The organism is Streptomyces virginiae (assembly GCF_041432505.1).
Classification (GTDB): Bacteria; Actinomycetota; Actinomycetes; order Streptomycetales; family Streptomycetaceae; genus Streptomyces; species Streptomyces virginiae_A.
Map to the genome: position 1 here is coordinate 7,174,843 of NZ_CP107871.1, position 22,413 is coordinate 7,197,255.

Genomic DNA, 22,413 nt, shown 5'->3' on the forward strand with positions numbered 1-22,413 from the left:
TGTGCCGGGGGTGGCCGCGGACGGATCAGGCGTCAGGCGGCGGGCTTGCCGGGCTGGTCGTGGGTCGAGCAGTGGATGCCGCCGCCGCCCGAGGCGATGGTGTCGATCTTCACCATGACGACGTCCCGCTTGGGGAAGTGCTCCCGCAGGATGCCGCGGGCGCGGTCGTCCGCCTTGCGGTCCCCGAACTGCGGCATGAACACCGAGTCGTTGGCGACGTAGAAGTTGGCGTAGGTGGAGACGAAGTCGTCGCCCTCGCCCGTGATCCGGTTCAGGTCGGGCTGGGGCAGGTCGATGACCTCGAAGCGGCGGCCGCGGGCGTCCGTCGACTTCGACAGGACGGACTTCGCCTGGTCGGCGGAGCGGGACCAGGAGTCCGGCGGGGTGCTGGGGTGGGCGCGGTCCAGCAGGACCACTCCGGGGGCGGTGAAGCGTACGAGGCTGTCGACGTGTGCGTCGGTGATGTCCTCGCCGCGTACGCCGGCCAGCCAGATGACCTTCTGGACGCCCAGGGTCTGCTTGAGCTCGGCCTCGATGGTGTCCCGGGACTTCCCCTTGTTGCGGTTGTCGTTGACGATCGAGCTCTCGGTGACCATCAAGGTGCCCTCGCCGTCGGTCTCGAAGGAGCCGCCCTCGGCGACGAGCGGGGCCTGGACCCGGGGGATCCGGTACTTCTCCAGCAGCAGGCGTCCCACCTGGGCGTCGTTCGTGTGCTCCTGCTTGTTGCCCCAGCCGTTGAAGTTGAAGTCGACGCCGACGACTTTTGCCCCCTCCTCGACGAACACGGGGACGGTGTCGCGGGCCCACAGGTCGTCGACGGCCAGCGGGATCACCTCGACCTGGGAGCCGACGGCCTTCTGGGCCGCGCTCACCTGGTCGGGCCGGGCCATCATGATCACTTCTTCGTAGTCGCCGACGGCCCGTGCGATCCGGGCGATGTCCTCGCGTACGTAGGGCAGGTCCTGCTCCCAGACCGAGGCGAGGGCCGGCCAGGACATGAAGGTGCGGGTGTGGCTCTCCCACTCGGCGCCGAACCGGCGCTTTCCGTCCGCGGCTGGCTGGGGGGAGCCGCCGGCTCCGGGCTGCTTGCCGGATTCGGCGGGACCGCAGGCAGCCGCGCCGAAGACGGCGGCGCCGATCCCGGCGAAGGTACGGAGGACGGACCGGCGGGTGGGGGGAGTGAACGACACGAGGGGACTCCGATCGTGTGCTGGCGGAGCGAGGGGCATCCGGCCAGGGCGGGCACGGGAGGCGTGGCACAGGCCGGCGGGCCGGGCCCTATCCAAAGGGTGCACGCTTTGCACCGAGAACGTCCGATACGCACGGGTAGATGGTGCGGCCGGATGTCGTCCACTGTTGCACTGACTGGAATTTCAGTCAATTTACGGGGTGAGGGAACCGAGCTGCCCGATCTCGACCCCGATCGCCCCGCGCATCAGGTCACGGGCGTGCGCCGCGGGCAGCAGGCCGCTCAGCCAGCGGCCGCTCAGACCCTCCAGGAGGGCGGTCAGTCGCTCGGCGGCGGCGGTGGCGGCGGCGCCCGGCGCGGCCGGGCACGCCGCGGCCAGCAGGCCCGCGACCTCCTCCACCCAGGCCGCGCCGGCCGCGGTGAGCTCGTCGCGCAGTTCCGGGTCGAAGATCGTGTGGGCCCGTAGCTCCCCCCAGGCCGTACTGTTCTCGCGCACCTCGGGCAGGTCCTGGAATTCGAGCAGCAGGATCCGCTCCAGGAGTCGGTGCGGGTCCACGGTCGAGGGCGCGGCGCCCACCTCGTCGGCGGCGCCCGTGTAGCGGTCGGCCCGGTCGCCGATGAAGGCCAGGGCGTGCCGCAGGATGCCGGTCCGGTCCTTGAAGTGGTAGTAGATCAGGGCGGTCGACACGCCGGCCTCGGCCGCCAGATCGCTCACCCGCAGCCCGCGGACCCCGCGCCTGGCGATGACCCGGGCGGCGCCCTCCAGGATGGCCCTTCTTCGATCGGACACCGGTCGATCCTCCCTTCTGGCGGTGTGCGTCTCGCATTGTCACACATTGACTGAAACTTTAGTTAGCGGCACGATGCGGCCCAGGTCATTGCCGCATCGTTGAAAGAGCCACCGCATGTTCGCTCAGCTTCCCGGCGTACAGTCCGCCCTCACGGCCCTGTCCGCCGACGACCCCCACGAGATCGGTGGCTACCGCCTCCACGCCCGGCTCGGCTCCGGCGGCATGGGGGTGGTCTACCTGGCGTACACGCCGGGCGGCCGGCCCATCGCGCTGAAGGCCGTCCGGCGCGAGTTCGCCGCGGACCCCGAGTTCCGCGAGCGCTTCGCCCAGGAGGTGGCGAGTGCCCGCCGGATCCACGGCCTCTTCACGGCGCAGGTGGTCGACTCGGGCGAGGACGACCACACCCCGTGGTTGGCCACGGCCTACGTGCCGGGCCCCTCGCTGCACCAGGTCGTGCGGCGGCACGGGCCGCTGCCGGTGCGGACGGTGCTGCTGCTCGTCGCCGGCATCGCCGAGGCCCTCCAGGAGATCCACCGGGTGGGCGTCGTCCACCGGGACCTCAAACCGGCGAACGTGCTGATCGCGGGGGACGGGCCCCGAGTGATCGACTTCGGTATCGCGCGCGCCGCCGACGCCGCCGCCCTGACCGGCGTGGGTCTACGGATCGGTACCGCCGCCTTCATGGCGCCGGAGCAGGCGCTGGGCCACCCGGTGACCCCGGCGACCGATGTCTTCGCGCTCGGGGCGCTCGCCGGGTTCGTCGCCGGCGGGGTCCCGCCCTTCGGGAACGGGCCGGAGTCCGGCGCCCTGTACCGGGTGGTCCACGAGCAGCCGGACCTCGGCCGGATCCCGCACGAGCTGCACGAACTGCTGTCGTGGTGTCTGGCCAAGCGTCCGCAGGACCGTCCCACCACCGCCGACCTGATCGCGGCCGTCCACGCGCACCCGCTCGTGGGGCGGCGGCCGGAGTTCACCGACGGCTGGCTGCCGCGTCCGGTGCTGGAGGAGGTGGGGGGCCGGACGGGCGCCGGCCCGGACGCGGGGGTGGCGGGGTCCGGGTCGGCCGCGGGCGGTGCGGCCCCCGCCGGATCCGATCGGCGGGGGCAGCCCGTACCGGAGCACCGCCAGGCGACCGTGGCGGCGGCCGCGTACCCGGCGCCCGGGCCGGGCGGGACCCTGCCGTACGCCCCGAGCCCGAGCCCGAGCCCGAGCCCGAGCCCGAGCCCGAGCCCGAGCCCGGGCGCCGGCCCGCATCGGGCGCCGAACCCGGCCCCGGCCGAGCCGCCGGCGGCCCCGACACCCCAGGCGCGCCGCGACCGCCGGCGCGACCGGAGCCGGCTGCCCGTGGTCGCCCTCGCGGCCGCCGCCCTGCTGGCGTGCGGTGGCGGCGCCTACTGGTTCGGTCTCCCCCCGGAGGAGGGCGAGACCCCCGCCACGGAACCCGCCGCGTCCCCCTCCGGGCCTGCGGCGTCCGCGTACGTACCCGGATATCCGCAGGCCGAGCTCACCGCCCCGGATTCCGGTTACGAGTTCGACCTGCGCGCCGGGAAGGTGGTTCCCGTCGAGAGCGCCGCCTGGTACCTCGCGCGCGGCTCCGACGCCTTCGTGCTGTCCGAGGAGTCCGACGCGTACATCGCCGACGGAAACGGAGAGCTGACCCCGGACGGCTGCGCCCGAGGCATCGAGACCCGGCCCGTGACGACCCTGCCGTTCAGGGCGCTCGCCAAGGAGCGCCCCTTCTGTGTACGAAGCCCCGACCAGCGGGAACTCGCGATCGTGCGGCTCGTCGAGGCGACCTCCGCAGGCTCCGTGACGATCGCCGTCGCTCACTTCCGCACGAGCTGATCCCCCGAAGTGGAACCACGTCCGCGCGCCGTCGCGACACGCGGGAAAGGTTGACTGAATTTTCAGTTAAGGCAAGGATGCCGTCCATCCCGCCCCTCCTCATCAGGGAGTCACCATGGATATCAACCCCCGCACCTCGCGCCGCCGAGTGCTCCAGTTCGGCGCGGCGGCCCTGCCGCTGGCAGCCCTCGGCTCCACCCTCCCCTCGCTGGTCCAGACGGCCTCGGCCGTCCCGAACGCCACCGGCACGCTCCGCATGCCCGCCGAGACCGACCGGCACATCCGTACGTACATGGCCTGGCCCGCCCTCTCCTCGGTGTGGGGCAGCGGCCTCGCGGCGGTACGCAGGGACATAGCCGAGGTGGCCCACGTGATCTCGCGCTACGAGCCGGTCGTGGTGCTGGCGCGCCCCGGCCAGGTCGCCGATGCCCGCTACCGGTGCGGACCGGGCGCCTACTACGGCATCCAGGTCATCGACATCCCCAACGACGACCTCTGGATCCGCGACTTCGGCCCCACCTTCGTCGTCGCCCCGGGTGCCGTCGCCGGTGTGGACACCAACTTCAACGGCTGGGGCAAGGCCGGTACGAAGTTCGCGCAGCCCTTCGCCAACGACGCGGCGGCGGCCCGCACGCTCCTCGCCGAGTACGAGGTGAACCGGATCCGTGCCGGCTTCGTCGGCGAGGGCGGCTCGCTGGAGACCGACGGTGACGGCACCCTGCTCGCCACGGTCAGTTCGATGGTGAACGCCAACCGGAACCCGGGCATGAGTCAGGCCCAGGTCGAGCAGGCCATGACGTCGGCGCTCGGCATCGACAAGGTGATCTGGGTGCCGGGCCTCGCCGGTGAGGACATCACCGACTGCCACATCGACTGTCTGGCCCGCTTCATCGCCCCCGGCCGGGTCATCCTCGACAAGCCCGGCCCCGGCGCCGACAAGAAGTGGGTGGCCGTCTACGAGGAGACCAAGCGGGCCCTGCAGAGCGCCACCGATGCCCGGGGTCGCCGCCTGTCCATCACCGAGCTGCCCGGCCCGGACCGGCGCGAGATCACCGGCCGGGGCGACGAGTTCCTGTCCAGTTACACCAACTACTACACGGCGAACGGCGCGGTGATCGCTCCCCGGTTCGGCGACGGCTACGCCGACGGCGTCGCCTACGCCATCCTCCAGGCCGCCTACCCGTCCTACCGCGTCGAACAGCTCCCGATCGACGGCATCGCCTCCGGCGGCGGCGGAATCCACTGCGCGACCCAGTCCCACCCGGCCGCACCGCCGGCGCTCTGATGGCCGGGCCGCCCCGGCCGGAGCGGCCGGTCGCGCCCGTCGGGGCGGCCCGCGCGCCGTCAGGCACTCCTGGTGACGGGCCGCGTACATACGCACCCGATCATCCCGGTAGGGTGCGGAGCATGTCGTCTCGTAGTACTCAGATCCTCGAAGCCGCCGCCCGGGTGATCGCCCGGCGCGGTGTACGCGGGCTGCGCGTGGAGGAACTCGCGGCCGAGGCCGGCGTCTCCACCGCCCTGATCTACTACCACTTCAAGGACCGTACGGGCGTCCTGCGCCAGACGCTCGAGTTCATCAACGACCGCGCCGAGCGCTACACCACCGACCGCGACCCGGACGAGCCGCCGCTCACCCCGCGCGAGGAGCTGGAGGAGACCCTCCTGCTGGAGCTCCAGGACACCGTGGAGGTACGGGAGAACAGCTCGGCCTGGGGCGAACTGCGGGCGAGCGCCGTCTTCGACGAGGTCCTGCGCGAGGACCTGGCGCGGGCGACCCTGGTGTGGGTCCAGGAGGTGGCCGCTCTGCTGGGCCAGGTCCAGCCGATGGTGCCGGCCTCCGCCCTCGCCGCGGCCGCCGAGCGCCTCACCGCCCTGCTGGAGGGGCTGAGCATGCGCTGGCTGAGCGGCGGCATCAAGATCGACCACGCCCGCGAGCTGATGCGGGGCGCCATCGACGCCGAACTGGCAGGCCTCGGGCGGGGCTGACGTACACCCGCCGGGGCTGACGTGCACCGGCCGGGGCCGCTCCGCGCCCCCGGCCCCTCCCCGCACCGCCCTCGCGCGGCCCGGGCCGGCCCCCGCGCGCTCCCCGTCCCCACCCCCGCGTGCCTCCGGTCGCACTCCGCTCGACTCCTGCCCGCCACCCACACGTCTCCCTCCGGACTCCTGTGTTTCCTTGCGGACCCAGGTCTGTTCAGACTCTTGACTGAATTTTCAGTCAATGCCAGAGTGAGGATTCCGAGCAGGGCGGACCGAACCTCCCGCCCCTTCGGACCGCCGGCCGGCCCGTGCCACCTCACGGGCCCGCGGTCGGCCCGTACTCCTCGACGCACCCCTTGAGGCGTCCCCCGGCGCGCCACCGGCCCTAGGGGGTGTCTTGCCGATCAGGGCGGGCTCGCTGTTCCGCCCCGATCGACAAGACATCCCCTAGGGCCGCCGCCTCGCGCACCACACATCCGGACGACGACGCCCCGGCCTCGGCCGCTCCCTCGCCCGCCCTCCGGAGGAAGGAATGATCATGATGGTTTCGACCGGCCCCGGCGCCGTGCGGGACGGCCGGGGGACGTCATGCCCCTGACCCCCACCGAACGTGACCGGCTGCTGCTCTTCACCGCCGCCGAGCTGGCCCGCGCCCGGCACGCCCGTGGCCTACGGCTCAACGTCCCCGAGGCGACCGCCCTGATCGCGGACACGGTGTGCGAGGCGGCCCGCGACGGGCTGCGCCTGGCCGACGCCCTGGAGCGGGGCCGTAGCGTCCTCGGCCCGGACGACGTGCTCCCGGGGGTCGTCGACATCGTCACCGAGATCCAGGTCGAGGCCGTCTTCGAGGACGGCACCCGACTGGCCGCGATCAGCGAGCCCTTCGGCGCCCAGGAGCGCGACGACTCCGCCCCGGGCGCGGTCCTGCCCGCCTCGGACAGGGTCGCCGCTCCGGACCCCGCAGTGATCCTCACCGTGCGCAACACGGCCGCCGTTCCGGTGAGCGTGACCTCGCACTTCCACTTCTTCGAGGCGAACCCGCGGCTCGACTTCGACCGGGCCGCCGCCTACGGCATGCGGCTGTGCGTGCCCGCGGGCTCGTCCGTCCGGTTCGACCCCCACGGCGAGGGCGAGGTCGGCCTCGTCCCCATCGGCGGCGACCGGATCGCGATCGGCTTCGCGGGGCTGGTCGACGGGCCCCTGGACGCACCCGGCGCCAAGGACGAGGCCCTGCGACGCGCGGCGGCCTGCGGCTACCTCGGCGTCACCGCCGAACACCAGGACGGAGACCCGGCATGAGCAAGAAGACCCCGCACAGTGATCACTGTGCGCCGGGCGGCCGGCACATCGATCCGCACGAGTACGCGTCCGTGTTCGGCCCGCGGGCCGGGGATCGGGTGAGGCTGGGTGACTCCGGGCTCACCGTCCGGGTGGAGCACGACGCGCAGCGGCCGGGCGACGAGTTCCTGGCCGGTTTCGGGAAGACGGCCCGGGACGGCCTGCACCTGAAGGCCGCCGCCGTCCGTGAGACGTGTGATGTGGTGATCAGCAATGTGCTGGTGATCGACGCCGTCCTCGGTATCCGCAAGGTGTCGATCGGTATCCGTGAGGGGCGGATCCACGCGATCGGTCGGGCCGGTAATCCCGACACCCTCGACGGGGTCGACGTGGTCGTCGGCACCGGCACGACGATCGTGTCGGGCGAGGGCCTGATCGCGACCGCCGGAGCCGTGGACACCCACGTCCACCTGCTCTCCCCGCGCATCATGGAAGCCTCGCTCGCCGCGGGCGTCACCACGATCATCGGCCAGGAGATCGGGCCGAGCTGGGGCGTCGGTGTCAATTCACCCTGGGCCCTCCGCCATGGGTTCAGTGCCTTCGACGCCTGGCCGGTGAACATCGGCTTCCTCGCCCGGGGTTCCTCCTCGGACGAGGCCCCCCTCGTGGAGGCCCTCGCGGAGGGCGGTGCCTGCGGATTCAAGGTGCACGAAGACCTCGGGGCCCATACCCGGGCCTTGGACACGGCGTTGCGGGTGGCCGAGGAGCACGACGTGCAGGTGGCTCTGCACAGTGACGGTCTGAACGAGTGCCTGTCGGTGGAGGACACCCTGCGGGTGTTGGAAGGGCGGACCATCCACGCCTTCCACATCGAGGGTTGCGGTGGTGGACACGTCCCGAACGTGTTGAAGATGGCGGGCGTGCCGAACGTCATCGGCTCCTCCACCAATCCCACGCTGCCGTTCGGGCGGGACGCGGTCGCCGAGCACTACGGGATGATCGTCTCGGTCCACGACCTCAAGCCCGACCTGCCCGGCGACGCGGCGATGGCCCGGGACCGGATCCGCGCCGGGACCATGGGCGCCGAGGACGTCCTGCACGACCTGGGCGCGATCGGCATCACCTCCTCCGACGCCCAGGGCATGGGCCGCGCCGGCGAGACGATCCGCCGCACCTTCGCCATGGCCGCCAAGATGAAGGGCGAACTCGGCCCGATGGACGGCGACGGCGAGGGCGACGACAACGCCCGCGTCCTGCGCTACATCGCCAAGCTCACCATCAACCCCGCCATCGCCCACGGACTCGCCCACGAGATCGGCTCCATCGAAGTCGGCAAACTCGCCGACATCGTCCTGTGGCGCCCCCCGTTCTTCGGCGCCAAGCCGCAGATGGTCCTCAAGTCCGGCTTCCCGGCCTACGGGGTCACGGGCGACCCGAACGCCGCGACCGACTGCTGTGAACCGCTCGTCCTCGGTCCCCTGTTCGGCGCGCACGGCGCGGCGCCGGCCGATCTCTCGGTCGCCTTCGTCAGCCGCGCCGCCGCCGAGTCGGGTTCCTCCGGGGGCCTGATCACCAGGCGCCGCCGGGTCGCCGTACAAGGCACGCGCGGCATCGGGCCGAAGGACATGGTCGCCAACGCCCGCCTCGGCGAGGTCGACGTGAACGCCCGGACCGGGCTCGTGACGCTCGACGGCGAACCCCTGCGCTCCGAGCCGGCCCAGCAGGTGTCCCTGAACCGCCTCTACTTCCTCTAGCCACCTCCTCCCGTCACCTCCTCCCGCCGCCTCCTCTCGTCGCTTCCTCCAGTCCTTCCGCGCTCCCTCCCTCGACGCACCTCTCCACTCTTGACTGAATTTTCAGTCGAATGGAAGACTCCACCCCACGCAAGAAATGAGACATGTGATGACCGATTTCCGTATGCCCGCCGAGTGGTCCCAGCACGACGGCTGTCTGATGGCCTGGCCCACCCGTGAGGACCTGTGGGGCAGCGTGCTCGCCGACGTGAAGGAGGAGTACGCGAACGTCGCCCGCGCCATCGCCGCGTTCGAGCCCGTCACGATGGTCGCCCCGCCCGGCTTCGGCGAGGACGCCCGCGCACGGTGCGGCGACGGCGTCACCGTCATCGAGCTGCCGCTCGACGACTCCTGGTTCCGTGACTCCGCCCCGCTCTTCGTCCTCGACGGCGACGGCAACCGCGCCGGGGTGGACTTCCGCTTCAACGCCTGGGGCCGCAAGCACCACCCGTTCGACTCGGACGACCGGATCAGCGGCCTGCTGCTGGAGCACCTCGGGGTCGACCGGATCCCCTCCGGCATGATCCTCGAAGGCGGCGCCATCACCGTCGACGGCGAGGGCACGCTGATCACCACCGAGCAGTGCCTCCTGCACCCCAACCGCAACCCCGGCATGAACCGCGACCAGATCGAGGCCGAACTGAGGTCCCGGCTCGGCGTCACCAAGGTCATCTGGCTCCCGTACGGCGGCCTGCTCGACACCGAGACCGACGGCCACGTCGACGGGGTCTGCGCCTTCGCCGCCCCCGGCACGGTCGTGATCTCCCTGCCCGCCGACCCGGACCACCCCGACCACGCCCGGATGCGCGCCAACCGCGCCGTGCTGGAGGCGAGCACCGACGCCCGCGGCCGCCGCCTGGAGATCATCGAGGTACCGCAGACCGCCTTCGCCGACCTGGCCGACGGCGAGATCGAGGTGTCGTACCTCAACTACTACGTCGCCAACGGCGGCGTCGTCGTCCCGGTCGCCGGAGTGCCCCAGGACGAGGAAGCCCTCGCCGTGATCGCCACGGCCTACCCGGGCCGCAAGGTCGTCGGGGTCCGGGCGCTTGCCATCGCCTTCGGCGGCGGCGGCGTCCACTGCATCACCCAGCAGATCCCGGCGGTGCGGACCACCGTCTGACCCGGGAAACCGGCCGCTCCCGGCGGACCGCTCCGGCGGTCCGCCCGCTCCTCCCCCCGCATCCCTCACGGAATAGAGAGCGCGACGATGACCACCACCCCGCCCCGCACCGGCAGACGCTTCCGCCGCCGGCGCGGCCGGCTCAGCCCCGTTGCCGTGACCGCGACCGCCGCCCTGACCGCCGTCTCCCTGCTCGCGGCCTGCTCCGGACCGCCGAAGGAGAAGGGCGGCGGTGTCACCGACGTCAGGCTGTCGGCCTCCACGCCCCAGGCCCACGGCGAGATCGACTCCTTCACCTGGGCCGTCTACGCCGAACCGCCCACCCTCGACTACACGGTGGCCTTCGACTACCCGCAGAACACCGTGCTGTCCAACGTGTGCGAGAGCCTGATGCGCTGGACCCCGGGCCTCACCACCGAGCCCGGTCTCGCCCAGAAGGCCTCCAACCCGGACCCCACCACCTGGGTCTACGACCTGCGCCCCGGGGTGCGCTTCCACGACGGCAAGGAGATGACCGCCGACGACGTGGTCTTCAGCCTCGGCCGCCAGACGGACCCCGACAACGCGGCCGCCTGGGCCCAGGTGTTCCAGAACGTCGCCTCGATCACCAAGAGCGGCCCGCTGCAGGTCACCGTCAAGCTGAACAAGCCCGACTCGCAGTTCCCCCAGTACATGGCCACCGCCGCCGGCGTGGTCGCCTCCAAGGCCACCGTCGAGGCGGCCGGCAAGGACTACGGCACCACGGGCGGCCTCGGCTGCACCGGCCCCTTCAAGCTCGGCACGTGGAACAAGGGCCAGTCGATCGAACTGGACCGCTTCGACAACTACTGGGGCACCAAGGCCAAGTCGAAGAAGGCCGTCTTCCGCGTCCTGACCGACCCCTCCGCCCGGACGAACGCCATGCTCAGCGGCGAGGCCGACGGCGGATACCTGATCCCCACCGAGAGCTACGCCCGCCTGAAGAAGAGCGGCACCGGCACCCTCTACTTCGGCGAGGGCCTGAGCACGGTCAACGTCAACGTCACCGACATGCGGGGCCCGCTCGGTGACATCCGCGTCCGGCGCGCGCTGTCCCTGGCGCTGGACCGCTCCGGCTTCGTCAAGGCCGGCCTCGGTGGGGCGGGCACCGTCACCAACTCCCTCACCACCCGCGCCGCCTGGGCCGCCGCCCCCGAACGCACCCTGAAGACCGCCTTCGACAGCCTGCCGCCCACCGGCCAGGACATCGAGAAGGCCAAGGCCCTGATCGAGGAGGCCGGCGCCACCGGCAAGACGCTCACCGTGGCCACCAGCTCCATAGGCCAGGACGTCTCCCTCCTCGCCACCGCCGTCCAGGCGGCCGGCACCCGGATCGGACTGGACATCCAGCTGAAGACGATCGCCCCGAACGCCTTCACCGCGCTGTTCACCGACCCCCAGGCGCGCGAGGGCATCGACATGTTCCCGCTCACCTACTACGACTCGATCACCGACCCGCTCGACCTGCTGCAGAACTTCAAGACCGGCGCGTACATGAACTTCGCCGGCTACAGCGACCCCGAGTACGACAAACTCGTCGACCAGGCCAGCGCCGTCTACCCGATCGAACAGCGGATGGACATCGAGGCGAAGCTGCAGCACCACGCCTCGGAACAGCTCCTGTGGATCCCCGTCGCCGAGTGGCCCACCGCGCTCTTCATGAACAACCGCATCACCGGCGCCCCCACCACCATCTCGTACATGTACTACCCGTGGGCCGCCGACGTGGGGGCCGCGCAGTGAGTTTCGTCAGATTCGCGCTGCGGAGGGTGGCGGAGATGGCCGCCACCCTCCTGACCGCCTCGTTCGTGGTCTTCGGAGCCATGTACCTGGCACCGGGCAACCCGGCGAGCTTCCTGCTCGCCGGCCGCTCCGCCTCCCCGGAGGCCCTCGCCTCGATCAACGCCCAGTACCACCTGGACGACCCCTTCCTCATGCGGTACCTCCGGTGGCTCGGCGACATCCTCCAGGGCGACTTCGGGCGGTCGATCACCTACCGCACCGACGTCTCGCGGCTGCTGGCGGACCGGCTGCCCACCACCTTGCTGCTCATCGTGATGTCGCTCGCCGTGGTCGTCACCGTCGGCCTCCTCCTCGGCCGGATCGCCGCCGTCCGCGGCGGGGCCACCGACTCCGCCATCCTCGTCACCACGACCTTCGCCGTCGGCACCCCGTCCTTCGTCGCGGCGGTCCTCCTCCAAGGCCTCTTCGCCGTCAACCTCGGCTGGTTCCCCAGCAGCGGCGCGGGGGACGGCGGCCTCGGCGACATGCTCTGGCACCTCACGCTCCCCTCCATCGCCCTCGCGCTCTACCTGATCGGCATGCTCGCCCGGGTCACCCGCTCCGCCATGCTCGAAGCCCTCGACAGCGAACACGTCACCGTCGCCCGCAGCCGGGGCGTCCCCGAACGCCAGGTCATCAAGCGCCACGTCTTCCGCAACTCGCTCGGCACCGTCCTGACCACCGGCGGGCTCATCGTCTCCACGCTGCTGGTGTGCACCATCCTGGTCGAGACGGCCTTCAGCATCGGCGGCATCGGCCAGCTCCTCGAACTGTCCACCACCACCAAGGACTTCCCGACCGTCCAGGCGATCTCCCTGATCATCGTCGCCCTCTTCATGATCGTGAACCTGATCGTGGACCTCCTGCTGCCCCTGGTCGACCCCAGGGTCACCCTCGGATCGAGGAGCGCCGCCGTATGACCGCCGTCCTGACCCGCCGGCCCGGCCTCTCCCGGATCCGTGCCGCCGGCTCCCCGCTCCACCTGGTCTGCCTGGTGCTCGTCGCCGTCGTCGTCCTGGCCGCCCTGCTCGCACCCTGGCTCGTACCGCACGACCCCAACGCGGTCGGCCTCGGCAACGCGCTCGCCGCACCCGACGCCGCGCACCCGCTGGGCGAGGACGCGGCCGGCCGTGACACCCTCTCCCGGCTGCTCCTCGGCGCCCGTACCTCCCTGCTCGGACCGCTCGGCGTCGTCGCCTTCTCCACCGTCGCCGGCATCGCCGTCGGCACGGCCGCGGCCTGGCGGGGCGGCTGGATCGACTCGGTGCTCTCCCGCAGCACCGAGCTCGTCTTCGCCTTCCCCGGCATGCTGCTGGCCATCCTGATCATCTCGGTCTACGGGGAGGGGCTGCTCGCCCCGGTCATCGCGCTCGCCGTGGCCTACCTGCCCTACGTCAGCCGGCTCACCCGCTCGCTGGTCCTGGCCGAACGGGCCCGCCCCTACGTCAGCGCCTACCAGGTCCAGGGCCACTCGGCGCTGCAGATCTGCCTGCGCCACATCCTGCCCAACATCGCCCCCGTCGTCCTCGCCCAGTCCACCATCAACTTCGGCTACGCCCTGATGGACCTGGCCGGACTGTCGTTCCTCGGGCTCGGCGTACCCGCCCTCACCCCCGACTGGGGCCGCATGGTCTTCGACGGCCAGACCGCCATCCAGCACGGCTACCCGCTGTCCGCGATCCTGCCCTGCGCCTTCATCGTGCTGACCGTGGTCGCCTTCAACGTGGTCGGCGAACGCTGGGCCGACCGTATAGCCAGGAGGGCCCGATGAGAGCACCGCACCCCATGACGCACCCCACGGAACCGGTGCACGCCCTCGATGTCCAAGGGCTGCGGATCACCCTGCCCGGCACCGCCCGGCCCGTCCTCGACGGCGTCGACCTCACCGTCCTCGAAGGGGAGACCGTCGCCCTCGTCGGCGAGTCCGGCTCCGGCAAGAGCCTCACCTCGCGCAGCGCCCTCAACCTGCTGCCGCCAGGAGCCGTCGTCGAAGGAGCCGTACGGGTGGCCGGCGAGGACGTCCTCACCATGGACGCGGACCGGCTGCGCACCGTACGCGCCTCCGCCGTGGCCATGGTCTTCCAGGACCCGCGCGCCGCCGTCAACCCGCTGCGCCGCATCGGGGACTTCCTCACCGAGAGCGCCACGCTCACCCGGGTCATGACCCGGGCCGAGGCGACCGCGCGCGCCACCGAACTCCTGCGGGCGGTCGGCCTGGACCCGGCGGTGATGCGCAAGTACCCCGGTCAGGTCTCCGGCGGCATGCTCCAACGCGTGGTGATCGCGGCGGCCCTCATGGGGGACCCGGTCCTCCTGCTGGCCGACGAGCCCACCACCGCGCTGGACGTCACCTCCCAGGCCGAGGTCATCGCCCTGCTGGCCGGGCTCCGCGCCCGCTTCGGCACCGGCCTGCTGTTCGTCACGCACGACCTCGACCTGGCGGCGGCCATCAGCGACCGCGTCTACGTCATGTACGCGGGCCGGATCGCCGAGAGCGGGCCCGCCGAGGCCCTCTTCGCGCGCCCCCGACACCCGTACACGGCAGCCCTGCTGGCCTCCACCCCGCGGATGGACGGCCCGCGCGGCCGGCTCGCCGCCATCGAGGGCCAGCCGCCGGACCTGCGCCAAGCCTTGCACGGCTGCGCCTTCGCCGCCCGCTGCCCGCTCGCCACGGAGGTCTGCGACCAGCAGGTTCCGCTGCCGGCGGCCGCCCCCGGCCGGCCGGGCCACGTGGCCGCCTGCCATCACAGTGACCGGCTCGAAGGGAGCACCGTCGATGCCCGCTGAGGGACCGGGAATTCCCGGCAACGTCCTGGAGGTCACGGGCCTGCGCCGCTCCTACGGAGCCGTGCGCGCCGTGGACGACGTGTCCTTCGTCCTTCCCGAAGGCGGCTCGCTGGGGATCGTGGGGGAGTCCGGATCCGGCAAGACCACCACCGCCCGGATCATCGTCGGCCTGGAACGTGCCGACGAGGGCGAGGTCCTGGTCGGCGGCCGGAACCGGACCGCGCGGGGCGAAGGCCGCGGCCGTGCACGGCGCCTGGCCCGCGCCCGTGAGGTCCAGATGGTCTTCCAGGACCCGTACCTCTCCCTCGATCCGCGCACCGGCGTCGAGGCGGCCCTGCGGGAAACCCTGCGCCTGCACTTCCCGGGCCGCGACCACACGCGGCGGATACGGGAGTTGCTCGACCAGGTGGGTCTGGGCACCCGGGCCGCGGACGCCCTGCCGCGGCAGCTGTCCGGCGGCCAACGTCAGCGCGTCGCCATCGCCCGCGCGCTGGCCGTCGAGCCGTCCGTCCTCGTCCTGGACGAGGCGGTCGCCGCGCTCGACGTCTCCGTACAGGCGCAGATCCTCAACCTGCTCGCGGACATCAGGGAACAGACCGGCATCGGGTACCTCTTCATCACCCACGACCTGGGCGTCGTACGGTGCGTGACCGACGAGATCGTCGTCATGCGGCACGGCCGGATCGTCGAGGCGGGCGCCACGGCCGAGGTGTTGGCCGCGCCCCGGCACCCGTACACGCGACTGCTGCTGGAGTCGGTGCCCCGGCCGGGGTGGGACCCGGAGGCGATCGCCGCGGCCCGCCGGGCCTTGTAGCGGCGACCGGTCACGGCCCGGATCCGGCTCCCGCCGCGAGGGTACGGATCAGGGTCCGCAGGATCGGCTCCGTACCGCCGTCGGCGCCGAGGGAGTCCATGGCCGCCAGGCCGTCGACGGCGGCGGCCACGGCCAGCCCCAGGGGGCGCGGATCGAGGCCCGCGCCGCGCTCGTCGGCCAGGACCTGGAAGAGGGCGACGAAGCAGGCGCGCCAGCGCCGGTACTCGGTTTCCAGGCTCTCCCGGACGCGGGCGTCGTTCAACGCCTGCCAGTGCAAGGCGGAATGGAGGTGGGAGAGCTCGGAGCCCTCGGGCCGGCCGAGCAGGTGGACGACCCGTTCGGCGCGCTCGGCGAACGGCCCGGGTGCGGAGACCGCCGTCTCCAGCGGGGTGATCCATTCCGGGCGGATGTCCTCGATGACCGCGAGGACGAGATCGGTCCGGTCCTGGAAGTGGTAGTGGCACATCCCGTGCGAAACGCCTGACAGCGCCGCGACGTTGCGGGTGGTGAAGCCCTCGCTCGTCTCGCCCGCGAGCAGGGTCCGTGCGGCGGCGATCAGCCGCGCCCGGGTCTGTTCGCCCTTCGCGGAGGCCCGTGGCCGGCCGGCCCTTGCAGGGGGAGCGGCCGGCCGGCCCCCGGAGTCCTTCGCGACAGCTGCCATGGCGTCACTCTAGCCGGCCTTCGGTCCGCGACCTGGGGCTTTCCACGATCCACCGGAATGACCTCGTCCAAAGTATTGACCGAGCGCTTGGCCAGTTTTAGCTTTCCGGTCAACCCCGCTGTCCCCGCGGGGAGTTGAGTCATCGGAGGAACCCCCACATGAACGATCACGCAGTGAACCGGCCCGCGGGCGAGGGCATGGGCAGGCGCAGGTTCCTGGCGGCGGCGGGACTCACCGCCGCCGCGGCCGCGCTCGCGGCCACCGAAGGGCGGGCCGGGGCCGCGTCCGCACCCCGGCCGGCGGCGGCGGGCGCCTTCCGCGTGCCGATCGAGGACGTCCGGCACACCCGTACCTGGATGGCCTGGCCGGACTCCACCTCGATCTGGGGCAACACGCTCAGCGGCGTCCAGCAGGACATCGCGCTCATCGCACGCACCATCGCCAAGTACGAGCCGGTCTACATCTGCGCCAACTCCGGCAGCGCGGCCAAGGCCCGCTCGATGTGCGGCTCCACCGTCACCGTCATCAGCACCATCCCCGTCGACGACTGCTGGATGCGCGACACGGGCCCCGTCTTCCGCACCGACGGATCCGGTGGCCTGGACGCCGTAGGCCTCAACTTCAACGGCTGGGGCAAGAAGCAGGCCCACTCCCGCGACAACCTGGTCGCCGGACGGATCGCCTCCTACGTCGGGGTGCCCTACACCGCGGCGGCCCTGGTCGGCGAGGGCGGCGCGATCGAACAGGACGGCGCCGGCACCCTGATGGCCACCCGCAGCAGCCTCATCAACAAGAACCGCAACCCCAACAAGTCGCAGGCACAGATCGAGTCCGCCATGCTCGCCGCCTACGGCGCCACCAAGGTCATCTGGTTCGACGGCGTCAAGGGCCAGGACATCACCGACGACCACGTCGACGCCACCTCGCGCTTCCTCGCACCCGGCCGGGCCGCCGTCCAGATGCCCTTGGCCTCGGACAACGACGTCTACGCCAAGGACGCGCGCCAGCAGTACCAGATCCTCTCCGCCTCCACCGCCGCCAACGGCACGCGCATGACCGTCGACCAGATCCAGGGCCCCGACTACAACAAGATCCGCTCCTCCAACCCGGACTTCCTCGCCTCCTACGCCAACTACTACCTGTGCAACGGCGCGGTCATCTCCGCCCACTTCGGCGACACCCGCGCCGACACCGCGGCGAAGGCCACCCTGGCCCGGCTCTACCCCGGCCGCACCATCGAGCAGCTCAACATCGACCGGCTCGGCACCGGCGGCGGCGGGATCCACTGCGTCACCCAGCAGCAGCCCGTCCCGTAACCGTCACCGGCCCGGCGCAGGACCAGGACCACGGCCGGCGCCAGGGCAAGGGCAGGACAAGGGCAGCACAAGGACCAAGGGGCCGTTCCGGAGCGATCCGGAACGGCCCTCCACGGTTTCCGGGCACGAACAGGTACGAGATACCGCCATTCGGGAAAAGCCTTGGACCGCGCGGAGGCCGCCACGGGACACTTCGGTTCCTGCAAGCCGTCCGCACACGAACGCACAGGGTTGTCATGGGAACGCCTGAACCGCCCGAAAAACGACCGGGCAAGGGCCCGGTACTCCTCGCACTTCGCTACTACGGACGGGAGTTGGTCCGCCTCCGGCTGCTGACCGCACCCGCGATGCTGCTCCCGGCGCTGGGCAACATCGGCATCAACTACATCGCCCCCCTCATCGTCGCCAAGCTCGTCGGCCGCATCGCCGGAGGCGGCAGCAGCACCGTCGACGCGATGCTGCCGTACGTCCTCACCTTCGCCGGGGTCCTGCTCCTCGCGGAGGCGCTGTGGCGCCTCGGCCTGCACTGCCTCAACCGCCTCGACGCCCGCGGCATCGAGCACCTGTACGTCGTCGGCATGGACGAACTGTTCGCCAAGGACGCCGCGTTCTTCCACGACAACTTCGCCGGTTCGCTGACCAAACGGGTGCTGAGCTTCGCCTCCCGCTTCGAGGAGTTCGTCGACACGCTGACCTTTTCGGTCATGGGCAGCTTCGTACCGCTGGTGTTCGCCTCGGTGGTGCTGTGGCAGTACGACCCGCTGCTCGTCGCCGGACTCCTGGTCCTGATCGCCGTGACCGCGCTGGGCGTGGCACCGCTGATCCGGCGCCGCCAAACGCTCGTCGCCCAGCGAGAGGAGGCCATCGCCCGGGTGTCCGGCCACGTCGCCGACAGCCTGATGAACATGGACACCGTCCGGGCCTTCGCCGCCGAGGAACGCGAGGCGGCCGAACACCGCTCCCGCGTCGCGGAGTCGCGCCGGCTCACCCTGCGCTCCTGGGACTACGGCAACCTGCGCATCGACACGGTGGTCGCGCCGATGTCCGTACTGACCAACGCGCTGGGCCTGCTGCTCGCCGTCACGCTCGGCGGGGGAGAGCACGGCGTGGAGGCCGTCATCGTCGCCTTCACCTACTACGCGAGCGCGACGCGGATCATGTTCGAGTTCAACCAGATCTACCGGCGGCTGGAGAGCTCGATGACGGAGGCGGCACAGTTCACCGAACTCCTCCTCACACCGCCGACCGTACTCGACCCGCCATCGCCCGAGCCGCTGCGGCCCGCGTCCTCCGAGGTCCGCTTCGAGCGGGTCACCTTCGCCCACGGCGGCGGCAAGCCGCTCTTCGACGGTCTCGACCTGAACGTGCCCGGCGGCACCAAGATGGGCCTCGTCGGCCGATCAGGAGGCGGCAAGACCACACTCACCCGGCTGCTGATGCGGATGACGGACATCGAGTCCGGCCGGATCCTGATCGGGGGCCAGGACATCACCCGACTGCGCCAGTCCGACCTGCGCAGTCTGATCGCCTACGTCCCGCAGGACCCGGCGATGTTCCACCGCACCCTGCGGGACAACATCGCCTTCGCCCGACCGGACGCCACCGAGGCCGAGATCCGTCGCGCGGCCGAGGCGGCGCACGTCACGGAGTTCACCGACGCCCTGCCCGACGGCTTCGACACCATGGTGGGCGAGCGCGGAGTCAAGCTGTCCGGCGGACAGCGCCAGCGCGTCGCGCTCGCCCGGGCGATCCTGCGCGACGCGCCTATCCTGCTGCTCGACGAAGCGACCAGCGCGCTGGACTCGGAGAGCGAGGTCCTCGTCCAGGAAGCGCTGTGGCGGCTCATGGAGGGTCGGACGGCCCTCGTGGTGGCGCACAGGCTGAGCACGGTCGCGAACATGGACCAACTCGTCGTCCTCGACCGCGGACGCATCGTCGAAGCCGGCACGCACCAGGAGCTGCTCGCCTCGGAGGGCGCCTACGCCAAGCTGTGGCAGCACCAGTCGGGCGGCTTCCTCGACGACACCTCCGCCGCACGTTCCGACCTCCACTGACCACCGACCACCGACGATCGACCGCGGGCCCGGCCGGGCAGGGCCGGGCCCGTCCTACGCGGCCAGGGCCCGGCGCAGGGCGCCGACCAGTGCGGCGCTCTGCCGCTGCGACACATCGGCCGACGTGATCGCCTGGGACCCGTGGAAGGTGCCGGGCCATTGGTGCAGCTCGACCGGTACGCCCGCCCGCATCAGGCGCACCGCGTAGTCGATGTTCTCGTCGCGCAGCGGGTCGAACTCCGCGGCGGCGATGTAGGCGGGCGGCAGCCCCGACAGATCGGTGGCCCGCGCCGGGGCGGCGTACGGGGTGGCCTGCCCGGAGCCCAGGTAGTGCCCCCACATCAGGGAGATCCTGTCGCGGTCGTGCCAGGGCGTGTCGGTGAAGTTCCGCTGCGACCAGGTCTCCTGCCGGTCGTCGAGCCCCGGCTCGTTGAGCAGTTGGAAGCGGATCGGCGGCCCCTGCCGGTCGCGCGCCCGCAGGGCCACCGCGGCCGAGATCCCCGCGCCGGCGCTGTGTCCGCCGACCGCGATCCGGTTCGGGTCGACGCCGAGTTCGGCCGCGTGCTCGTGCGCCCATGACAGTACGGCGTAGGCGTCGTCCAGGGCGGCCGGGAACGGATGCTCGGGAGCGCGTCGGTAGTCCACCGAGATCACCACCGCGCCCGAGCCGGCGGCGATCCGGGAGGCCCACGGGTGCTCGGTCTCCAGGTCGCCGAAGACGAATCCGCCGCCGCGCAGCCAGATGACGGCGCCCTGGGCCTGGTGCGGGCGGTAGATCCGCACCGGCACGCCCGGATCGGCGGGGACCGTGCGGTCCTCGATCTCCAGGCCCGCGGTGTCCGGCGCCGGCCGCGAGGAGGCCAGTTGGGCGAGGGTCTCGCGCGTGGCGACCGGGTCGGTCAGGTCGGTTCGGGGGAGGAGGGGGATGAAGGCTTCGAGTTCGGGATCCATGACGACCATCCTCACGGCCGCCGCCCGAGGGGGCCCCCGACAGCCGTCGCGGGTCCGGGGCCATCCGCGCGCCGATCGGCGCACCCGGCCGGGTGGAGCACGGGGCGGTGCGGATCACATGGCGGGGACGAACTCCTCCACCAGCCGCACGAATTCGTCCTCCTTCTCGAAGAAGGCGACGTGCCCGGCGTCGATCTCGGCGTAGCGGCTGCCGGCGATCGCCGCGTGCAGGGCGCGGCTGTTCTCCACCGGGACGGTGATGTCCTGGGTGCAGCCGATCACGAGCGTCTCGGCCCGGACGCGCGGCAGCAGGTCGCGGATGTCGATGCGGGTGTCGAGGTCGACGTGGCGCAGGGTGCCGGGGGTGGGAGGCATGTTGGGGATCAGCAGTTCCACCTGTTCGCGGCCGATCGCGTTGAGGAAGCCGCGGCTGAAGCCGGTCATGGTGACGGCGCGGCCGAAGGCGGCCGGGTCGCAGGTGCCGAGCCGCTGCCACAGGGTGAAGAGGTTGCGCAGGTACTCGTCGCCGTCGGTGTGGGCCCATCCGGCGACCAGGACCAACCGGCGTACGAGGTCGGGGCGCAGGGCGGCCACGGCGGCGGACACCGGGGCGCCCATGGAGAAGCCCAGCAGGTCCACCGGGCCCGTGTCCGCGTCCTCGATGACGGCGATGACCTGGGCGGCCAGACCCTCCACGGTCAGCGGAGCCCCGTCGTCCACGGTGCGTTCGGTGCCGGAGAGGTCAGGGGTGATGACGGTGCGGTCGGCGGTGAAACGCGGCAGCACCTGGCCCCAGTTGACGGCGGAGCCGCCCGATCCGGTGCCGTGGACGAGCACGAGCGCGGGGCCCGAGCCGGTGCGGTCGTAGTGGACCCGGGCCTCGGCGACCCGCACGCTCGCGGTACGGGTGGTGGCAGAGGTGAGGGTGGCGGTGGCGGACATGGCGGTCGCTCCTTCTGGCGGGGTGGGTGCCGGCGCTCCTCGCTCCGGCTCCGCCCACACTGCCGCCGCGACCCCGGGGGCGGGAGAGCCCGCTCGAACCTAGGACCGGGGATCCTAGGCACACCCGAGGGGCCCACAACCCGTCCGGCAGAATGATCCATATGACGATCGATCGCCGGGAACTCGCCGATTTCCTCCGCCGTTCGCGTGACCGCGTGCGTCCGTCGGACGTGGGACTGGTCGAGGGACCGCGGCGGCGGACGGCCGGGCTGCGGCGCGAGGAGGTCGCCCAGCTCGCCGGGATGTCGGCCGACTACTACATGCGGATGGAGCAGGCCCGCGGCCCGCAGCCGTCACCGCAGATCCTCTCCTCGCTGGCCCGCGCCCTGCGGCTCAGCGTCGACGAACGCGACCATCTCCACCTGCTCGCCGGGCACCGGCCGCCCGCCGGGCGGATCGGTGGCGACCAGGTCGGCGCGGGGCTGCTGCACCTGCTGGACCAACTGCCCGACACCGCCGCCCAGGTACTCGGCGACCTGGGTGACGTCCTGGCCCAGAACGACCTGGCACGGTCCCTGCTCGGCGGCGTGTGCACGGTCTCCGAGCACGGCCGCAACGTGATCTGGCGCTGGTTCGCCGACCCGGCCGCGCGCGCCGCGTATCCGCCGGAAGAGCACGACCACTACAGCCGGTTGCACGTCGCGGACCTACGGGCGGCCGTCGCCCGCCGGGGCGCCGCCGACCCAGCGGCCGCCCGTCTGGTGGAGCGCCTGCGAGGGGTCGGTGAGGAGTTCACCGCCCTGTGGGACCTGCACGAGGTCGCCGTCCGCCGCCGCAGCCGGATGCGGGTCGTCCACCCGGTCGTCGGCCCCGTCGACCTCGACTGCCAGGTGCTCCTCGCCCAGGAGGCGGACCAGCGCCTCGTGCTCTTCACCCCGCCGCCCGGCTCGGACACGGCCGACCGCCTCACCCTGCTCCGGGTCCTCGACACCGAACGGTTCCCCTCGAAGGTCGGTCGGATCGAATCTGCCCCGCCGGTGGACCGGGGCGGCGTATGGTCGCCGCGATCGTGATCATCAGTTGGTG

Annotated in this window: 19 protein-coding genes; 14 read left to right on the forward strand and 5 right to left on the reverse strand. The window is 72.0% G+C overall.

The window, feature by feature from the left end:
• Window positions 1-32: 32 nt before the first annotated feature.
• Entirely contained in the window at window positions 33-1,190 is a 1,158-nt protein-coding gene (locus OG624_RS33185) for an agmatine deiminase family protein (RefSeq protein WP_033227156.1), read from the reverse strand.
• 192 nt (window positions 1,191-1,382) lie between these two features.
• Window positions 1,383-1,979 carry a TetR/AcrR family transcriptional regulator gene (locus tag OG624_RS33190; RefSeq protein WP_371588884.1) on the reverse strand — a complete coding sequence of 199 codons (597 nt, stop codon included), beginning with the start codon at window positions 1,977-1,979 and terminating at the stop codon, window positions 1,383-1,385.
• 115 nt (window positions 1,980-2,094) lie between these two features.
• Between OG624_RS33190 and OG624_RS33195 the strand changes: the two genes are divergently transcribed.
• The 11 genes from OG624_RS33195 (at window position 2,095) to OG624_RS33245 (ending at window position 15,403) form a co-directional block, all read left to right on the forward strand.
• Window positions 2,095-3,825: a serine/threonine-protein kinase gene (locus tag OG624_RS33195; RefSeq protein ID WP_371640152.1), complete on the forward strand. Its 1,731-nt coding sequence runs from the start codon at window positions 2,095-2,097 to the stop codon at window positions 3,823-3,825.
• Between the two features lie 115 nt (window positions 3,826-3,940).
• On the forward strand, window positions 3,941-5,110 hold the full coding sequence (locus OG624_RS33200; protein ID WP_371640153.1) for an agmatine deiminase family protein: 1,170 nt from the start codon (window positions 3,941-3,943) through the stop codon (window positions 5,108-5,110).
• A 122-nt stretch (window positions 5,111-5,232) separates the two neighbouring features.
• Window positions 5,233-5,814, forward strand: coding sequence for a TetR/AcrR family transcriptional regulator (locus OG624_RS33205; RefSeq protein ID WP_202505360.1), 582 nt, complete (start codon window positions 5,233-5,235; stop codon window positions 5,812-5,814).
• A 582-nt stretch (window positions 5,815-6,396) separates the two neighbouring features.
• On the forward strand, window positions 6,397-7,107 hold the full coding sequence (ureA, locus tag OG624_RS33210) for an urease subunit gamma (protein ID WP_371640154.1): 711 nt from the start codon (window positions 6,397-6,399) through the stop codon (window positions 7,105-7,107).
• Window positions 7,104-8,840, forward strand: a complete 1,737-nt coding sequence (locus tag OG624_RS33215) for an urease subunit alpha (RefSeq protein ID WP_371640155.1) — start codon at window positions 7,104-7,106, stop codon at window positions 8,838-8,840. Before ureA ends, OG624_RS33215 begins: the two co-directional genes overlap by 4 nt.
• Before the next feature lie 148 nt (window positions 8,841-8,988).
• Window positions 8,989-10,002, forward strand: coding sequence for an agmatine deiminase family protein (locus OG624_RS33220; protein WP_033215263.1), 1,014 nt, complete (start codon window positions 8,989-8,991; stop codon window positions 10,000-10,002).
• Between the two features lie 87 nt (window positions 10,003-10,089).
• Window positions 10,090-11,763 (forward strand): ABC transporter substrate-binding protein, encoded by a 1,674-nt coding sequence (locus tag OG624_RS33225; RefSeq protein WP_033215265.1) that lies wholly within the window; start codon window positions 10,090-10,092, stop codon window positions 11,761-11,763.
• Window positions 11,760-12,722 carry an ABC transporter permease gene (locus tag OG624_RS33230; RefSeq protein ID WP_371640156.1) on the forward strand — a complete coding sequence of 321 codons (963 nt, stop codon included), beginning with the start codon at window positions 11,760-11,762 and terminating at the stop codon, window positions 12,720-12,722. The genes OG624_RS33225 and OG624_RS33230 overlap by 4 nt, the downstream gene beginning before the upstream one ends.
• Window positions 12,719-13,573, forward strand: a complete 855-nt coding sequence (locus OG624_RS33235; protein WP_371640157.1) for an ABC transporter permease — start codon at window positions 12,719-12,721, stop codon at window positions 13,571-13,573. Before OG624_RS33230 ends, OG624_RS33235 begins: the two co-directional genes overlap by 4 nt.
• Window positions 13,570-14,589 carry an ABC transporter ATP-binding protein gene (locus tag OG624_RS33240; RefSeq protein ID WP_237545402.1) on the forward strand — a complete coding sequence of 340 codons (1,020 nt, stop codon included), beginning with the start codon at window positions 13,570-13,572 and terminating at the stop codon, window positions 14,587-14,589. The genes OG624_RS33235 and OG624_RS33240 overlap by 4 nt, the downstream gene beginning before the upstream one ends.
• Complete coding sequence (locus tag OG624_RS33245; protein ID WP_266444769.1) at window positions 14,579-15,403, forward strand: ABC transporter ATP-binding protein; 825 nt, start codon at window positions 14,579-14,581, stop codon at window positions 15,401-15,403. The genes OG624_RS33240 and OG624_RS33245 overlap by 11 nt, the downstream gene beginning before the upstream one ends.
• Window positions 15,404-15,413: 10 nt before the next feature.
• Here OG624_RS33245 and OG624_RS33250 read toward each other — a convergent pair whose 3' ends face one another.
• Window positions 15,414-16,064, reverse strand: coding sequence for a TetR/AcrR family transcriptional regulator (locus tag OG624_RS33250; protein ID WP_161290420.1), 651 nt, complete (start codon window positions 16,062-16,064; stop codon window positions 15,414-15,416).
• 158 nt (window positions 16,065-16,222) lie between these two features.
• Between OG624_RS33250 and OG624_RS33255 the strand changes: the two genes are divergently transcribed.
• The gene (locus tag OG624_RS33255; protein ID WP_371640158.1) at window positions 16,223-17,380 is read left to right on the forward strand and encodes an agmatine deiminase family protein; all 1,158 of its coding nucleotides are present in this window, start codon (window positions 16,223-16,225) and stop codon (window positions 17,378-17,380) included.
• A gap of 236 nt (window positions 17,381-17,616) precedes the next feature.
• Window positions 17,617-19,434 (forward strand): ABC transporter ATP-binding protein, encoded by a 1,818-nt coding sequence (locus OG624_RS33260; RefSeq protein WP_371640159.1) that lies wholly within the window; start codon window positions 17,617-17,619, stop codon window positions 19,432-19,434.
• Between the two features lie 54 nt (window positions 19,435-19,488).
• Here the strand turns inward: OG624_RS33260 and OG624_RS33265 are convergent, their stop codons facing one another.
• Complete coding sequence (locus tag OG624_RS33265) at window positions 19,489-20,385, reverse strand: alpha/beta hydrolase (RefSeq protein ID WP_371640160.1); 897 nt, start codon at window positions 20,383-20,385, stop codon at window positions 19,489-19,491.
• Window positions 20,386-20,499: 114 nt separating this feature from the next.
• A complete protein-coding gene (locus tag OG624_RS33270; protein ID WP_352165086.1) occupies window positions 20,500-21,327 on the reverse strand; it encodes an alpha/beta fold hydrolase in 828 nt (275 codons plus the stop codon).
• A 152-nt stretch (window positions 21,328-21,479) separates the two neighbouring features.
• Here OG624_RS33270 and OG624_RS33275 point away from each other — a divergent pair, with 152 nt between their 5' ends.
• Window positions 21,480-22,400 (forward strand): helix-turn-helix transcriptional regulator, encoded by a 921-nt coding sequence (locus OG624_RS33275; RefSeq protein WP_202505695.1) that lies wholly within the window; start codon window positions 21,480-21,482, stop codon window positions 22,398-22,400.
• Window positions 22,401-22,413 lie beyond the last annotated feature (13 nt).

What these genes read in the sequence shown, in the direction of transcription:
- OG624_RS33260 (WP_371640159.1), top strand. Translation starts at nt 17,617, where the DNA reads ATGGGAACGCCTGAACCGCCCGAAAAACGACCGGGCAAGGGCCCGGTA.
- OG624_RS33220 (WP_033215263.1), top strand. Translation starts at nt 8,989, where the DNA reads ATGACCGATTTCCGTATGCCCGCCGAGTGGTCCCAGCACGACGGCTGT.
- OG624_RS33240 (WP_237545402.1), top strand. Translation starts at nt 13,570, where the DNA reads ATGAGAGCACCGCACCCCATGACGCACCCCACGGAACCGGTGCACGCC.
- OG624_RS33205 (WP_202505360.1), top strand. Translation starts at nt 5,233, where the DNA reads ATGTCGTCTCGTAGTACTCAGATCCTCGAAGCCGCCGCCCGGGTGATC.
- OG624_RS33215 (WP_371640155.1), top strand. Translation starts at nt 7,104, where the DNA reads ATGAGCAAGAAGACCCCGCACAGTGATCACTGTGCGCCGGGCGGCCGG.
- OG624_RS33270 (WP_352165086.1), bottom strand. Translation starts at nt 21,327, where the DNA reads ATGTCCGCCACCGCCACCCTCACCTCTGCCACCACCCGTACCGCGAGC.
- ureA (WP_371640154.1), top strand. Translation starts at nt 6,397, where the DNA reads ATGCCCCTGACCCCCACCGAACGTGACCGGCTGCTGCTCTTCACCGCC.
- OG624_RS33200 (WP_371640153.1), top strand. Translation starts at nt 3,941, where the DNA reads ATGGATATCAACCCCCGCACCTCGCGCCGCCGAGTGCTCCAGTTCGGC.
- OG624_RS33195 (WP_371640152.1), top strand. Translation starts at nt 2,095, where the DNA reads ATGTTCGCTCAGCTTCCCGGCGTACAGTCCGCCCTCACGGCCCTGTCC.
- OG624_RS33265 (WP_371640160.1), bottom strand. Translation starts at nt 20,385, where the DNA reads ATGGATCCCGAACTCGAAGCCTTCATCCCCCTCCTCCCCCGAACCGAC.
- OG624_RS33275 (WP_202505695.1), top strand. Translation starts at nt 21,480, where the DNA reads ATGATCCATATGACGATCGATCGCCGGGAACTCGCCGATTTCCTCCGC.
- OG624_RS33235 (WP_371640157.1), top strand. Translation starts at nt 12,719, where the DNA reads ATGACCGCCGTCCTGACCCGCCGGCCCGGCCTCTCCCGGATCCGTGCC.
- OG624_RS33255 (WP_371640158.1), top strand. Translation starts at nt 16,223, where the DNA reads ATGAACGATCACGCAGTGAACCGGCCCGCGGGCGAGGGCATGGGCAGG.
- OG624_RS33250 (WP_161290420.1), bottom strand. Translation starts at nt 16,064, where the DNA reads ATGGCAGCTGTCGCGAAGGACTCCGGGGGCCGGCCGGCCGCTCCCCCT.
- OG624_RS33245 (WP_266444769.1), top strand. Translation starts at nt 14,579, where the DNA reads ATGCCCGCTGAGGGACCGGGAATTCCCGGCAACGTCCTGGAGGTCACG.
- OG624_RS33225 (WP_033215265.1), top strand. Translation starts at nt 10,090, where the DNA reads ATGACCACCACCCCGCCCCGCACCGGCAGACGCTTCCGCCGCCGGCGC.